At 68.0% G+C, this 14177-nt stretch carries 13 protein-coding genes; 5 read left to right on the forward strand and 8 right to left on the reverse strand.

The window, feature by feature from the left end:
- Positions 1 to 404: 404 nt before the first annotated feature.
- From BLQ75_RS13765 to rpmH, 8 genes are all read right to left on the reverse strand, one after another.
- Positions 405 to 1403: a ParB/RepB/Spo0J family partition protein gene (locus tag BLQ75_RS13765; RefSeq protein ID WP_092602317.1), complete on the reverse strand. Its 999-nt coding sequence runs from the start codon at positions 1401 to 1403 to the stop codon at positions 405 to 407.
- Entirely contained in the window at positions 1400 to 2335 is a 936-nt protein-coding gene (locus tag BLQ75_RS13770; protein ID WP_092602471.1) for an AAA family ATPase, read from the reverse strand. The genes BLQ75_RS13765 and BLQ75_RS13770 overlap by 4 nt, the downstream gene beginning before the upstream one ends.
- Positions 2336 to 2403: 68 nt before the next feature.
- On the reverse strand, positions 2404 to 3108 hold the full coding sequence (gene rsmG, locus BLQ75_RS13775; protein WP_092602319.1) for a 16S rRNA (guanine(527)-N(7))-methyltransferase RsmG: 705 nt from the start codon (positions 3106 to 3108) through the stop codon (positions 2404 to 2406).
- Positions 3109 to 3555: 447 nt separating this feature from the next.
- Entirely contained in the window at positions 3556 to 4122 is a 567-nt protein-coding gene (locus tag BLQ75_RS13780; RefSeq protein ID WP_092602321.1) for a Jag family protein, read from the reverse strand.
- 32 nt (positions 4123 to 4154) lie between these two features.
- Entirely contained in the window at positions 4155 to 5105 is a 951-nt protein-coding gene (gene yidC / locus BLQ75_RS13785) for a membrane protein insertase YidC (RefSeq protein WP_092602323.1), read from the reverse strand.
- A gap of 6 nt (positions 5106 to 5111) precedes the next feature.
- Complete coding sequence (gene yidD, locus BLQ75_RS13790) at positions 5112 to 5450, reverse strand: membrane protein insertion efficiency factor YidD (RefSeq protein WP_092602325.1); 339 nt, start codon at positions 5448 to 5450, stop codon at positions 5112 to 5114.
- A complete protein-coding gene (gene rnpA, locus BLQ75_RS13795; protein WP_092602327.1) occupies positions 5450 to 5947 on the reverse strand; it encodes a ribonuclease P protein component in 498 nt (165 codons plus the stop codon). The genes yidD and rnpA overlap by 1 nt, the downstream gene beginning before the upstream one ends.
- Positions 5948 to 5959: 12 nt before the next feature.
- On the reverse strand, positions 5960 to 6103 hold the full coding sequence (rpmH, locus tag BLQ75_RS13800) for a 50S ribosomal protein L34 (protein ID WP_043569620.1): 144 nt from the start codon (positions 6101 to 6103) through the stop codon (positions 5960 to 5962).
- A 581-nt stretch (positions 6104 to 6684) separates the two neighbouring features.
- Between rpmH and dnaA the strand changes: the two genes are divergently transcribed.
- The 5 genes from dnaA to BLQ75_RS13830 all read left to right on the forward strand — a co-directional run bounded on the left by dnaA (position 6685) and on the right by BLQ75_RS13830 (position 13845).
- Complete coding sequence (gene dnaA / locus BLQ75_RS13805; RefSeq protein ID WP_092602329.1) at positions 6685 to 8565, forward strand: chromosomal replication initiator protein DnaA; 1881 nt, start codon at positions 6685 to 6687, stop codon at positions 8563 to 8565.
- 1153 nt (positions 8566 to 9718) lie between these two features.
- Positions 9719 to 10840: a DNA polymerase III subunit beta gene (dnaN, locus tag BLQ75_RS13815; protein WP_043569617.1), complete on the forward strand. Its 1122-nt coding sequence runs from the start codon at positions 9719 to 9721 to the stop codon at positions 10838 to 10840.
- A 150-nt stretch (positions 10841 to 10990) separates the two neighbouring features.
- On the forward strand, positions 10991 to 11848 hold the full coding sequence (gene gnd, locus BLQ75_RS13820) for a phosphogluconate dehydrogenase (NAD(+)-dependent, decarboxylating) (protein ID WP_425286457.1): 858 nt from the start codon (positions 10991 to 10993) through the stop codon (positions 11846 to 11848).
- Between the two features lie 76 nt (positions 11849 to 11924).
- Entirely contained in the window at positions 11925 to 13100 is a 1176-nt protein-coding gene (gene recF / locus BLQ75_RS13825) for a DNA replication/repair protein RecF (RefSeq protein ID WP_092602335.1), read from the forward strand.
- A 157-nt stretch (positions 13101 to 13257) separates the two neighbouring features.
- Positions 13258 to 13845: a DciA family protein gene (locus tag BLQ75_RS13830; protein WP_425286458.1), complete on the forward strand. Its 588-nt coding sequence runs from the start codon at positions 13258 to 13260 to the stop codon at positions 13843 to 13845.
- Positions 13846 to 14177 lie beyond the last annotated feature (332 nt).

The raw sequence follows: 14177 nt of genomic DNA on the forward strand, positions 1-14177 counted from the left end.
CGCGGCGCGAGGCTCGAGCTGGCACTCCTCCGGAAAACACCATCCGGAACAGAACGTCACCGTGACGGAATAATACCGCACCCAACGGCCTTTGATTCAACTCACCGCTGGAGCGTGCCGGGGCAGTGGTCGCACTGCCCCGCTGTGCGACGCCTTCGACCAGCGAGCCGAAACCGCCACGGCGAATCACAGTCGTCACCATGCGCCTCGGGCAGCGTCGATTTCTCACGAAATCGCCGCTCCGGCATCCTCGCAGTCGGCGCCGTCGCGGGTTCTCTCGTGCGGCTCCCGCGAGGACGCCGGAGACGTTGTGTAGGTCGCTACCCGATGTCGCCGGACCCGCAGCGAGAGCCGTGCGAGAGGTTCCGCCACCCACACCGCCAAGCAAACCGAGCCGCCGACAATCAATCCCCCAACAGAAGTTCGGTGAGTCGTCGTAGATCGTCCGAGGAGCCGAACTCCACGACTATGCGTCCCTTCCGCTGGCCGGACTCGATCTTGACCTTGGTGTCCAGCCAGTCCGAGAGACGCTCCTGAAGTTCCTCCGCACCGGGGAGCTCCATCTTGGAACGCTGCTTGGGTTTGGGCTTTTCCGGTGCTTCCCGCTTCTTGAGCGTTACCTGCTCCTCAGCCGCTCGCACGGAGAGCCCTTCGGCGACGATACGGGTGGCGACCTCCTCCTGCGCCTGCGCGTCGTCCAGGCTGAGCAGTGCCCGCGCGTGCCCGGCAGCGAGCACTCCCGCCGCCACCCGACGTTGCACGGGCAACGGCAACCGGAGCAGACGAATCGTGTTGGTGATGACCGGCCTGCTGCGCCCGATCCGATCGGCGAGCTCGTCGTGGGTGACTTCGAACTCCTCCAACAACTGCTGGTAGGCCGAAGCCTCTTCCAACGGGTTGAGCTGCACCCGGTGGATATTCTCCAGCAGTGCGTCCCGCAGCAGCGCGTCGTCCTTGGTCTGCCGGACGATGGCGGGCAGCGTGGCGAGGCCGGCCTGTTGCGCCGCTCGCCAGCGCCGCTCACCCATGATGAGCTCGTAGTGCCGACCGTCCTCGAGCTGACGCACCACGATGGGCTGCATCAAGCCGAACTCCTTGATGGAGTGTTCCAACTCGGCGAGCGCGTCCTCATCGAACACCTGGCGCGGCTGCCGCGGGTTGGGCGTTATCGCCGAGATGTCGACCTCGCGGTAGACGGCACCGGCGACTCCCTCGCTCGTTTCACGTGAAACCGCCGGCTCCGTAGCGGCGACGGCGACCGGGGGAGCGGTGTCCGTGTCCGTCCCTTCAGAAATCGTCACCGTGTCGGAATCACTCATACTCCGCGCCGCCGGCTCGTCCTCCGGGGCACTGGGGATGAGTGCGGCCAGACCCCGGCCCAAACCACCACGACGCTCGGTCATGACGTCTTCCTCTCCGCACCGCGCTCGGCGATCTCACGAGCAGCGTCCAGGTAACTCATGGAACCCCGCGAGCCGGGGTCGTAACTCAGCACGGTCTGCCCGAAGCCGGGAGCCTCGGAAATCTTGACGCTTCTGGGGATGACGGTGCGCAACGCCCGCTCACCGAAGTAGCCGCGCACTTCCTGGGCGACCTGTTCGGCGAGCTTGGTTCGGCCGTCGTACATGGTCAACAGCACGGTGGAGACGTTGAGCCCGGGGTTGAGGTAGGACTGCACCAGTTCGATGTTGTTGATCAGTTGGCTCAGGCCTTCCAGCGCGTAGTACTCGCACTGGATCGGGATCACCACCTCGTGCGCCCCGACGAGCGCGTTCACCGTGAGCAACCCGAGCGAGGGAGGGCAGTCGATGAACACGTAGTCGTAGTCCAGCTCGTCGAGCACGGCCGGGCGCAGCGCCTCACGCAGCCGCGCCTCGCGGGCGACCATGCTGACGAGCTCGACCTCGGCGCCCGCCAGGTCGACCGTGGCGGGCACGCAGCTCAGGTTCTCCGACTGCGTACTGGTGGCCGCGGCCTCCGCGACCCCGATCTCACCGAGCAGGAGCTGGTAGACCGAAGGCACACCCGACTGGTGATCGACCCCGAGCGCGGTACTGGCGTTGCCCTGCGGGTCGAGATCGATGACCAGCACCCGCAGTCCCTGTACCGCCAGCGCGGTGGCGAGGTTCACCGTGCTGGTCGTCTTGCCCACGCCGCCCTTCTGGTTGGCGACGGTCATGATCCTGCGTTGGTCGGGGCGGGGCAGCCGAGCCACCCCCGCCGGTGAGGTCGTGGTGGACCGCTTGGCCTCCTCCGGCAGGGGAGTCCAGCCGATCCGTTCGGAACCGGCTTCCTCGGCCTGTGCGCCGTCTCCCGCCACAGCAGGGAAGCGCATCCCACCCACGGAACGACTCCTGGTTTCACGTGAAACATCATCGGTCTGGTTCGATTCCGGGCTCACCGTCACCGTTCCTTTCTGCTCCGCCGGTTGTCCGGCCGACGTGTCCGCCCCCCGCGAGCTCGCTTCCCGGAGCCGACGGAACGCGAGGTGGACGCCGAACGCCGCACCACGACGACGTTGGCCGGAGTCTCCAGCACATCCGCTCCACAATCACGTACCTCGGCCGAGTCACCACCACGACGAACGATCGCGGCACGATCGCGCTCCAGCTCCTCGACCGCACTGGCTCCTTTCTGCGCGAGCAGCCATCCACCGGGACGTAGCAGCGGTAGACACCATTCGGCGAGCCGCTCCAACGAACTCACCGCCCGAGCCACGACGAAATCCTGATCGTGCAGCCGGGTGCGGACGGCCTTGTCCTCCGCTCGTCCCCGCACCACCGTCACGGACAGTTCCAGATCATCCGTCAGTTCCTCCAGCCACGCGACCCGACGCGCCATCGGTTCCAGCAGTGTGACGGCCAGATCCGGACGAGCGATCGCGAGCGGTATACCGGGCAGCCCCGCTCCGGAGCCGACATCCACCACCGTGGCCTCTCGTGGCAGCAACTCGTGCAGCACGGCCGAGTTGTAAATGTGGCGCTCCCAGAGCCGGTCTCCCTCCCGAGGACCGATCAAGCCACGTCGCACGCCATCCGTCAAGAGGCGTTCCGCGAACTCCCTCACCAGTGACGCCCGATCACCGAAAATCATCCGCTCCGGTGACATCCACTCCGCCCCTTGTGCGGCTTCACCCGTATCGTCGTCGGCCGGGAAGGGCCCGACCGGTCTCTCATCATCCAACAGTCCGCCTCTTCGACACCCCGGTTGCGATCCCGTTCATCATAGTGTCGTTTCACGTGAAACACGGCTCGAAGGCGAACACGAACCCAACCGGCCACCAAAAATGAATAATATTCATTTACTGTCTCGGCAGTCGCCGCGTGGCACCCCTCACCCATCGAACCGGAGTGAACAGCGCACCGTGGCTCCCGCCCACAGGGCGGTTTCACGTGAAACACCCCGCCGGTTCCAGCGCGCGATCCACCCCGGCGGCGCACCTCTCGACCGAAGCACGACCGAACCTCCCCGGACACAACACTGCCCCTGTGACGCGAGATCACAGGGGCAGCATCGCAACGACCGAGCGGAGCGGAAGAGCTACACGCCGAACACTCACCCGACCCGGTAAACGATCACACGCCTGCTCGGCGGTTCCCCCTCGCCTTCACTGGTGACTCCCGAGACGGTCGCGACCGCGTCGTGGACCACCTTGCGCTCGAAGGGACTCATCGGGCGCAGCCGCTGGGTCTTGCCGGTACTGGCGACCTTCTCCGCCGTCCGGCGCCCGAGGTCGCTGAGCTCGTTGCGCCGGTTCGCGCGCCAGCCCGCGATGTCCAGCATCAGCCTGCTGCGCACCCCGGTCTCCTGCTGCACGGCCAGCCGGGTGAGCTCCTGCACCGCTTCGAGGACCTCGCCCTGCGAACCGACGAGCTTCTCGAGATCCTTGCCACCGTCCACGCTCACCACGGCCCGGCCCGACTCCACATCCAGATCGATGTCACCGTCGTAGTCGAGCAGGTCCAACAGCCGTTCCAGGTAGTCACCGGCGATATCGCCTTCACGCACCAGATCGGCTTCGCTCCTGGCCATCGAGCCGCTGTCCTGATCAGCGGCCTGCTCGGCACCACCCGCTGCCACGGACTGCTCGTCCTGGCCGGCCTCCTGCACGGTATCGGACACTGCGTGTCTCCTCTCTGGAGGTGCGTACGGACTCACCGGCGCTCGTCCGGCCCGTCCGCTTCGCTGGAACGGTCTTCCGGTATTCCGGGCGATTCGGCTCGCTCGTCGCCTTTCGGCCGATCGGGGACGTCCTCCCGCTCGACTGTCGAGGAGTCGACCACCGCGGGCGCCGCTTCACGCGTCTGCTGCCGCTGTGCTTCCTCCAGGTCGATGCGTCGAAACACGATACGCTGCTGTCCCAGGGTCCAGAAGTTGTTCGCCAACCAGTACAGCAGGATCGCCAGCGGCAGGAAGGGCCCGGCGATCACCGCGAACATCGGCAGTATCCACAACATGATCCGGTTCATCATCGCCTGCTGGTTCGGCGACCCCACCGAGGAGTTCCCCTCACCGCGCTGCCGGGCTATCGAGTGGCGCGTGGTGAAGTGCGTCGCTACCGCCGCGACGAGCATCAGCGGCACCCCGACCAGGAGCATGGAGCTCCGGTCGGTCCCGAACGAGGCCAGCTCCTCGGCCGGAGCGGTGATCGTACCGGACAGGCTGGCCCCGAACAGATGAGCGTCGAGGAAGGAACGCACCCCCTCCTCGCCGAAGAAGTAGTTGCTCGTCTCACCCGGCTGGAAACCGTTGAGCACGCGGAACAGCCCGATGAACACCGGAACCTGCACGAGAACGGGCAGGCAGCCGCCGAGCGGGTTGAACCCCTGCTCGGACTGCAGCTTGCGCATCTCGGCGGTCAGGCGCTGCGGATCGTCGGAGTACTCCCGCTGCAACCGCTGGATGTGGGGCGCCACTTCCTGCATCTTGCGCATGGAGCGCACCTGGTGCACGAAGGGCTTGAACAGCAGCGCCCGCAGCGTGAACACCAGGAAGACCACGGAGAGCGCCCAGGCGTAACCACTGTCCGGTTCGAGCAGCGCGCCGAAGACGGTGTGCCAGAACAGCAGGATGGCCGAGACCGGGTAGTTGATGAAGTCCAGCACTTGGGGCTACTCCTCGCCGGTGGAACGCTCTGCGGCGCGACGTGCATCACGCTGTTTCGGGGCCTTCCGGGGCGGCACCGGATCGATCCCACCCGGGTGCCAGGGACCACAACGCAACAACCGCCACACGGCCAGCCAGCCACCCCTGATCGCCCCGTGGACCCGCAGCGCCTCCACGGCGTAGGCGCTGCAACTCGGATAGAACCGGCAGGTGGGCGGAAGCAGCGGGGAGATGACCCTGCGGTAGGCGTGAACGGGCAGCGACAGCAGCCAGGCGACCGGCCCCGGGCGGGTCGTGGGAACCGCTGCCGAGTCCTCGGGCGAACCGGAGTCTTGCTCTGCCATCACGCGGGATCCGTGGGGGAGTGGTCGCCACCACCGGCGAGGTCACCCGGGACCGGCAGACGCAGCTTCCGGGCCGCCTTGTCGATGTCCCGGCCGAGTTCGGCACTGGTGGCCGCCGCGGCGGGCGGCAACGCTCGTATCACCACCATTGTGCCAGGGGGCAGCGCCGGGAGGCGGTCGCGCATCAGGTGTCGCAACTGCCGTGCCACCCGGTGCCGGACCACCGCGTTGCCCACGGCCTTGCTCACGACGAAACCCACCCTGGTCCGCTCCCGCGCATCCAGGGTGGGCGAGCTGTCGGATTTCCCGCGCGTGTTCTGGTCGTCCGGTTCCGCGACGGCACTGATGGCAGCCGACGACCTCATGGCCGTCCCGGAGGTTTCCCCCTCGGGAGTCAGTGCGTGTAGCACCAGACGTGGCCTGCCGGCCCGACGTCCACGACGTACGACCCGGGTGAAGTCCTGGCTGCGCCTGAGCCGCGCTGCCGCTGGAAGCACGGCCCGACCCGATCAGACGGTCAGACGCTTACGGCCCCTGCGGCGCCGAGCGGCCACGATGGCACGGCCGGCCCTGGTGTGCATCCGCTGCCGGAAACCGTGGGTCCTGGCCCGCTTGCGGTTGTTCGGCTGGTAGGTGCGCTTGCCCTTGCTCACGGTCGGCTCTCCCGGTTACTACAGGCCAACCATGCGCCTTACAAGGCACAAGATGGCCGCTGTGGCTCGGTCAAGTGTCCCCGCACTGGAAAACGGAAGCAGCGGAGGAACGATCCGTCCGCGACAGACGCACGCGCCGGTGTGCGCGCACGATCCCGTGCGGACGAACCAGGTTGAGTGCCGCGTCGGAGTGCTGACGACACAACCGTCGAACGCCCGCGTTACAGCGGGAGACCCAACGAGGGTACTTACCGGCGCGGCGGAGCGCGCAGCCGGGGTGCCGCTCAGCCGTGAAGCGAGCCTCGTCTCAGGGTAGCGCGCGGGGTCACCTCTTCGATCGAGGCCGTCCTCGGGGCGCCGACCGGGTGAATCGGCCGACCGGGTGAATCGAGTGCCCCCGAGAACCACCCCCGTCCGGCTCTGTCGTACCTTCGGCAGAGCTGTGGACAACTCTGTGGATACTTCGGTTCCGCCTTGGCGTGCACAGGTCATTCGACTCGGAACCGGCCACGCGGAGCGCGAGAACCAACCGCCGGGGGTTCCGGGGTCTCACGGCGAACGAGGGGAGGGGGAGCTCAGCGGTGTCCGACCACCAAGCCGATCTCGGTAGGGTCTGGGACGAGGTGGTGCACGAGCTGTCCTCGGGAACGCTCTCACCCCAGCAGCGCGCGTGGATGCGCGTGACCCGCCCGATCGGGCTCCTGGACGGGACCGCACTGCTCGCGGCCCCCAGCGACTTCGCGAAAGAGGCCATCGAACGAGCCCTGCGGGATCCTATAACCGACGCGCTGTCGCGCAGGCTCGGCAGGGAGATCTCGCTGGCCGTGAAGGTGGACACCGCGGTTCCCGCCCCGACCCGGCCGGTCACACCACAACCGGCGGAGGAGGACGGCGAGGAACTCCCCGGCTCGGCCGAACCGGAGCCCGATCCCGACCCCGCGGAGGAGGACCGGGGGCGATCCGGCCAGGCGGAGCTTCCCTACGAGATCGGGTACGGCGCCCCACAGTCGAACGGGCCGGGCGGCTACATCCCCACATCCGAGGCGGAGGGGTGGCACGGCAGGCCGAGCGAGAGCAGGCAGCGCCCCCGCTCCCCCCACGAGACCGAGGACTTCGGCAACACCGCCCACACGGGTTCGGTCGGCGGCGCGCTGCCCGCCGCCCCTCCGGACCAGCACCGCCCGGTGAGCAGCGGTTCGGACTACTCGTGGCAGGGCATGACCCCACTGCCGTTCGGCCCGCAGTACCGGGCCGGGGAGCAGCACGCCGACGTCGAGAGCGAGTCCGAAACCGAAGAGGACGAGGAAGGGGAGGCCCTGCGGGCGGCCAACGAGATCTGGCCGACCTTCGGCGGGGAGAACAAACCGGAGCAGCAGCAGGGGCAGCCCTACACCGCGCCGAAGAACGGTCCACCCACCTCGCAGACCAGGTTGAACGCCAAGTACACCTTCGACACCTTCGTCATCGGCTCCTCCAACCGGTTCGCGCACGCGGCGGCGGTCGCCGGGGCCGAGGCTCCCGCCCGCGCCTACAACCCCTTGTTCATCTGGGGGGAGTCCGGGCTGGGCAAGACCCACCTGCTGCACGCGGTCGGGCACTACACCCAGCGGCTCTTCCCCGGAATGCGGGTGCGTTACGTCTCCACCGAGGAGTTCACGAACGACTTCATCAACTCGCTGCGCGACGACCGCCAGGTCGCCTTCCAGCGGCGCTACCGGGACGTGGACGTGCTGCTCGTGGACGACGTGCAGTTCCTCGAGGGCAAGGAGGGGACGCAGGAGGAGTTCTTTCACACGTTCAACACGCTGCACAACTCGAACAAGCAGATCGTGGTCTCCTCCGATCGCCCGCCGAAGAGCCTGCACACGCTGGAGGACCGGCTGCGGACGCGGTTCGAGTGGGGGCTGATCACCGACATCCAGCCTCCGGAGCTCGAAACCCGCATCGCGATCCTGCGCAAGAAGGCGGCGCAGGACCGGCTGGCCGCCCCCGCCGAGGTTCTGGAGTTCATCGCGGCACGCATCGAGCGCAACATCAGGGAGCTGGAGGGGGCGCTGATCAGGGTGACCGCGTTCGCCTCGCTGAACCAGCAGCCGGTGGACGTCCAGCTCGCCGAGATCGTGCTGCGCGACCTGATCCCGGACGACGCCCAACCGCCGGAGATCAGCACCCAGACCATCATGTCCATGACCGCCGAGTTCTTCGGAGTCACCGTGGACGATCTGTGCGGACCCGGCAAGACCAAGGCGCTGGCCCAGGCGAGGCAGATCGCCATGTACCTGTGCCGGGAGCTCACCGACTCCTCACTGCCCAAGATCGGCCAGAGTTTCGGCGGCAGGGACCACACGACGGTGATGCACGCCGACAAGAAGATCCGCAAGGCCATGGCAGAGCGGCGCCGGGTCTACGACCACGTGCAGGAGCTCACCGCGAGGATCAAGCAGCAGGCCTCGTTCCTCTAACCGTTCGCCCTCTTGCCGTGGGTGGTTTCGTGGCGGAACCTCTCGCGGAATCCCACCGCGGGTGCCGGAGACATCGGGGCGACCTACGGGACGTCTCCGGCAGTCCTCGCGAGAACCGCACGCGAGAACCCGCGGCGGTGCCGCTTGCGGAGGTGGTCGGGGTTCGGCCCGCGGGCATGGCCGGAGCTCGGCACTCGTCGGCGCCGCGGGCACGGCGGTTCCACGAGAAATCGACATCCACCTCGGCCGACGGGACCTCACGTACCGGAGCCCCACTCGGAGGCTCAACCTCTCTCCACCGTGCCGAGCGGCTCGACCTCCCCGACCCCTCATTCCGAACAATCGGACAAAGCTGATCAAACGGATCCGCACACAACCTTGATCACGTTTCGTGAGCGGGGTGCACAAAGATCACACAAATGTGAATTTCCACATCCGACCACGAACGAAAGTCACCTGAAAGTGGGGTTGTACACAGCTTCGAGCCTCCCCAAGGATGAGCTGGGGCAGCGGCCAACTCGCCCACAGGCTGTACACAACACCTCGGGACTTGCCCACAGCCGCTCCCCAGGTTACCCACAGGACATCCACAGATTTATCCACAACCTGATCGAGCGATCACAAGGTATCCACAAGGACTGGGGACAACCAGCGAAAATCTTGGGGATCGTCTGTGGATCAACACCTCCCCAACTGTGGACAACTCGCCTTGTGGACAAATCGATCCACAGTGAAGCTTTTTCATCCCCAAGTTGCCCACAGGATGATCCACAGCAGAAGAGGGGCACTCAGCAGCGAAAATCCGGGTTGTCCCCAACATCCACAGCCCCTACTACGGCTTCTCTTATTGGTTTTTCTCTAGATAAGGGAAGGAAGAGAAGGAGCGCGCCGAACGAAGATCAACTTTTCGGCGAGTGCCGATCCGTCGGGCCGACGAACCCAGGACCCACGTCATGGGCGCACAGCGCACGCTCTACCGTGGGAGACCCATCGGGCTCGAGAGCCGACGCGGGATGGCCGCGCTGGGTGGGGGTTCTCAGCACGATTCGCCGTACCCGCTTCGGTTCGCGGTGCACACAGCACACATCCGCATCCCGTTCGACCTGGCTCTCCACGGCGGAAGCACCGTGGAACCGGAACCGAAAGGACACTCATGAAGATCCGTCTGGAACGTGACGGTCTCGCCGATGCTGTTGCCTGGGTCGCTCGTAGCCTGCCCTCGCGACCCCCGGTGCCGGTGCTGGGCGGGATGCTGTTGGACGCCGAGGACGGCAAGCTGACCGTCTCCGGCTTCGACTACGAGGTCTCGGCGCAGGTGGGGGTGGACGCCGAGGTCGAAACCGGTGGCAGGACGCTGGTCTCCGGCAGGTTGCTCGCCGACATCACCAAGGCGCTGCCACAGCGGCCGGTCGAGATCACCGTCGACGGTTCCCGGGTGAGCATCACCTGCGGCAGCTCCCGGTTCAGCCTGCCCACGATGCCTGTCGAGGACTATCCCCAGCTGCCCCGGATGCCCGAGCTCGCCGGATCCGTGCAGGGGGACGCGTTCAGCGCGGCGGTGGCCCAGGTGGCCGTCGCCGCGGGCAAGGACGAGACGTTGCCCATGCTCACCGGGGTGCGGATCGAGATCAACAACGACCAGCTCACCCTGGTGGCCACCGATCGGTTCCGGCTCGCCATGCGTGAGCTCACCTGGCAACCCGCGGAGTCGGTCGAGGACACCGAGGTCCTGGTCCCGGCCCGGACCCTGGCCGAGTCTGCCAAGACGTTGGGCGGAGCCGGGACCACCGTGGAACTCTCGCTGGCCTCCTCCGACGGGCTGCTCGGCCTCTCCGGCACCACGCGCCGGAGCACGACGAGGCTGCTCGACGCCGAGTTCCCGCCCTACCGCAAGCTGTTGCCCGACGAGTACTCCACCTCCGCCGTGGTCGACGTCGGTACCCTCACCGACGCCATCAAGCGCGTCTCCCTGGTCGCCGAGCGCGGCACCCAGGTGCGCCTGGAGTTCTCCGAGAACGCGCTGCGGCTGACGGCGGGCGGCGACGACGAGGGCAGTGCCGAGGAGGAACTGCCGGTCGAGTTCGAGGGCGAACCGCTCACGATCGCGTTCAACCCCAGCTACCTGCAGGACGGGCTGTCCGCGTTGAAGGCGGACCGGGCCCGCATGCTGTTCACGACTTCCAGCCGCCCTGCCGTGATCAAGCCGGCCGGTGAGGACGGCGAGGTGCTTCCCGGTTATCTGTACCTGCTCATGCCGGTTCGGATGCCGGGCTGAAAAGCGCAGGGCGTTCGCGCGACCCAACGCGGTGGGACGTCGGCTGCGACGGCGTTGCTGTCATCCCGAGCGGTGGGGACACCACCGGTCGGGGGTAGCGGAGTGCGAAAGGGAGTTTCGGTGCAACTGGGTCTGGTCGGTCTCGGCAAGATGGGCTACAACATGCGCCAACGGCTGCGCGCCGACGGCCACGAGGTCGTGGGATACGACCGTGACCAGCAGGTCGCCGACGTGTCCTCGATCTCCGCCATGGTGGCCGAACTCACCGCGCCGCGCACCGTGTGGGTCATGGTTCCCCACGGTGAACCCACCGCCAGCACGATCCGGGAACTCGCCGGGCTGTTGGAAGCGGGCGATCTCGTGATCGAGGGGGGCAACTCGCGCTACACCGACGACCGGGAGAACGCGGAGTTGCTGGCCGGGTCGGGGATCTCCTACGTCGACGTCGGGGTCTCCGGCGGGGTGTGGGGTGCCGAGAACGGCTACGGCCTGATGGCGGGCGGTGAGGCCGCCGACGTGGAGCGGGCCATGCCGATCTTCGACACGCTGCGCCCCGCCGGTGAGCGTTCCAAGGGATTCGTGCACGCGGGCCCGGTCGGCGCGGGCCACTACGCCAAGATGGTGCACAACGGCATCGAGTACGGCCTGATGCAGGCCTACGCCGAGGGATTCGAGCTGCTCGCCGCATCCGAGCTGGTCACCGACGTTCCCGGTACGATCAGGGCCTGGAGCCACGGCACCGTGGTGCGCTCCTGGCTGCTGGACCTGCTGGTCCGCGCCATGGAACAGGACCCCGGCCTGGAGCAGCTGGAGGGCTACGTCACCGATTCCGGCGAGGGGCGCTGGACCGTCGAGGAGTCCATCAACAACGCCGTGCCCACCCCGGCGATCACGGCAGCGCTGTTCGCCCGGTTCGCCTCCAGGCAGGACGACTCTCCCGCCATGAAGGCGGTGGCCGCGCTGCGCAACCAGTTCGGCGGACACGCGGTGCGCTCCAGCGACGAGTGAGTCGTCCGGGTGGCACGCCCGGAGGGGCGCGCCACCCGACCGACCGGTTCCTGTCTCCTCCCACCCTAGGACCGTCGTGTACGTACGCCACCTGCAACTCACCGATTTCCGGTCCTGGCAGCACGTGGATCTTCCGCTGGAAGCCGGGCCGACGGCGCTGGTCGGTGCCAACGGTCAGGGCAAGACGAACCTCGTGGAGGCCCTGGGTTACGTGGCGACCCTCGGCTCGCACCGGGTGGCCGGCGACGCCCCCCTGATCAGGCACGGCGCCCAGCGCGCGGTGGTACGTGCCGCCGTGGTCAACGAGGACAGGGAGCTGTTGGTCGAACTGGAGATCGCTCCGGGACGGGCCAATCGGGCGCGCGTCAATCGCGGCTCCGCCACCAGGCCCCGGGATGTCCTCGGCATCCTGCGCACCGTGCTGTTCGCGCCGGAGGATCTGGCGCTGGTGCGGGGTGATCCGGGGCAGCGGCGGGACTTCCTGGACGAGCTGCTGGTGGCGCGGGCCCCGCGCTACGCGGGGGTGCGCTCCGACTACGAGAAGGTGCTCAAGCAGCGCAGCGCGTTGCTGAAGTCGGCGGGCGCGGCGAAGAGGAGTGATTCCGCCGACCTGCGCACTCTGGAGGTCTGGGACGGCCATCTCGCCAAGTACGGGGCCGAGCTGCTGGCGGGCAGGCTGGACCTGGTCGCCGATCTGGTTCCGCACGTCACCCGCCGCTACGCCGAGGTCGCCGCGGGCGACACCTCCGAGGTGGACGGGCCGGCGGGCCGCGTGGCCGAACTGGAGTACCGGGGCAGTGTGACGGGGCTCCCGGAAGACTACGGCAGGCCGGGCGGGCAGCGAGCCGATCCCGTCACGATCGAGTCCACCCTGCTGTCACGGTTGGCCGAGATCAGGCAGCAGGAGCTGGAGCGCGGTGTCTCGCTGGTCGGTCCCCACCGCGACGACCTGGAGCTGGTGCTGGGGCAGGCCCCGGCCAAGGGCTACGCCAGTCACGGCGAGTCCTGGTCGTTCGCGCTCGCGTTGCGCCTGGCCTCGTATCACTTACTGTCCGAGGATGGTGCCGAACCCGTGCTGATCCTGGACGACGTTTTCGCGGAACTGGACGCGCGGCGCCGTGCCCGGTTGGCCCGCTCGGTCGCGGGGGCGGAACAGGTGCTGGTCACCGCCGCCGTCGCCGAGGACGTGCCCGCCGAGCTGTCGGGGGCCCGGTTCGACGTGCGCGAGGGGGAGGTGCGGCGTGCCGGATGAGTTCGGACGACAGCCCCGTCCCCGGTCCGGGGGATGGCAGGACGAGTCGTTCCTCTCCTCCCGGCGGGGCCGGCGGCCGCGGGGAGAGCACCCCGGAGGGGGTGCCGGAGCCGAGAGGGGAGAGACCTCCTCGGTTGGGGAGCGACCTGTGGACGCTGTGGACAACTCGTGGGGCGGGGCGCCCCGGGGTGACACCACATCTGCTGATGCCCGGGAGGTGACCCCCGAATCGGTTGGGGTGGCCGGTGAGCACTCGCGGGGTTCGGACCTGGCTCGCGCGGCGTTGCGGGCCGCCCGGGAGAAGTCCGGGGGACGCCCCCGGGAACGGAACCGGCGCCAACCTGGACGTGCCCGGCGCGGCCGGGGCTGGTCCGGGCCGGACGCCGACGACCGCGATCCGCAGGAGTTCGGGCGGCTGGTCCACCGGATGGTGCACGCCAGGGGGTGGTCGGACCGGCTGACCGGCGGCCAGGTGTTCGGGCGTTGGGGCGAACTCGTCGGTGAGGAGATCGCCGCGCACAGCGAACCGGTGGAGTTGGCCGAGGGGGTGCTCACGCTGCGTGCGGAGTCCACCGCGTGGGCTACCGAGCTGCGGCTGTTGCAGCGGCAGCTCTTGCGACGGATCTCGGACGGTCTCGGGGAGCGGGTGGTGCGGCGCATCAAGGTCCTCGGCCCGGCCGCCCCCAGTTGGCGCCACGGACCCCGGCACATTTCGGGAAGAGGGCCGCGCGACACCTACGGGTGAGTGGTGCCCGAACGCGCCTCGAGTCGTGAGCGATCGAATGCGTCCCGCTTTCGGGTGAGGTTCGTGCGGTCGCGGCCCCCGGCGCGCACCGGGCGGCAGGCTACAAGTCAGAATCTTCCTGTCAGGTTCGCCGCCCCTCAAAGGTGTCCTGATCCGTTTCGGTCGCTCTGTGAGCAAGTCAGGGGTGTCCTTGGCGGCTTTCTGACGTGGCGGACCAGTAGAATGACTATGGGTCCGGTTCGTTCGTCGGTGTCGTGGCGTTCGCGTACCGGGCGTTGGTGGGGCCGCCAGGCCCCGGCCCGCGGGGCGGCTTCGCCGATCCCGCCGTGCGG

Origin of the sequence: Actinopolyspora xinjiangensis (genome assembly GCF_900104475.1) — a bacterium.
Taxonomy (GTDB): Bacteria; Actinomycetota; Actinomycetes; order Mycobacteriales; family Pseudonocardiaceae; genus Actinopolyspora; species Actinopolyspora xinjiangensis.

Excerpts from the sequence above, each read along its gene's own strand:
- BLQ75_RS13765 (WP_092602317.1), bottom strand. The coding sequence starts at position 1,403 with ATGACCGAGCGTCGTGGTGGTTTGGGCCGGGGTCTGGCCGCACTCATC.
- gnd (WP_425286457.1), top strand. The coding sequence starts at position 10,991 with ATGGGCTACAACATGCGCCAACGGCTGCGCGCCGACGGCCACGAGGTC.
- yidD (WP_092602325.1), bottom strand. The coding sequence starts at position 5,450 with ATGGCAGAGCAAGACTCCGGTTCGCCCGAGGACTCGGCAGCGGTTCCC.
- dnaN (WP_043569617.1), top strand. The coding sequence starts at position 9,719 with ATGAAGATCCGTCTGGAACGTGACGGTCTCGCCGATGCTGTTGCCTGG.
- rsmG (WP_092602319.1), bottom strand. The coding sequence starts at position 3,108 with ATGTCACCGGAGCGGATGATTTTCGGTGATCGGGCGTCACTGGTGAGG.
- BLQ75_RS13770 (WP_092602471.1), bottom strand. The coding sequence starts at position 2,335 with ATGCGCTTCCCTGCTGTGGCGGGAGACGGCGCACAGGCCGAGGAAGCC.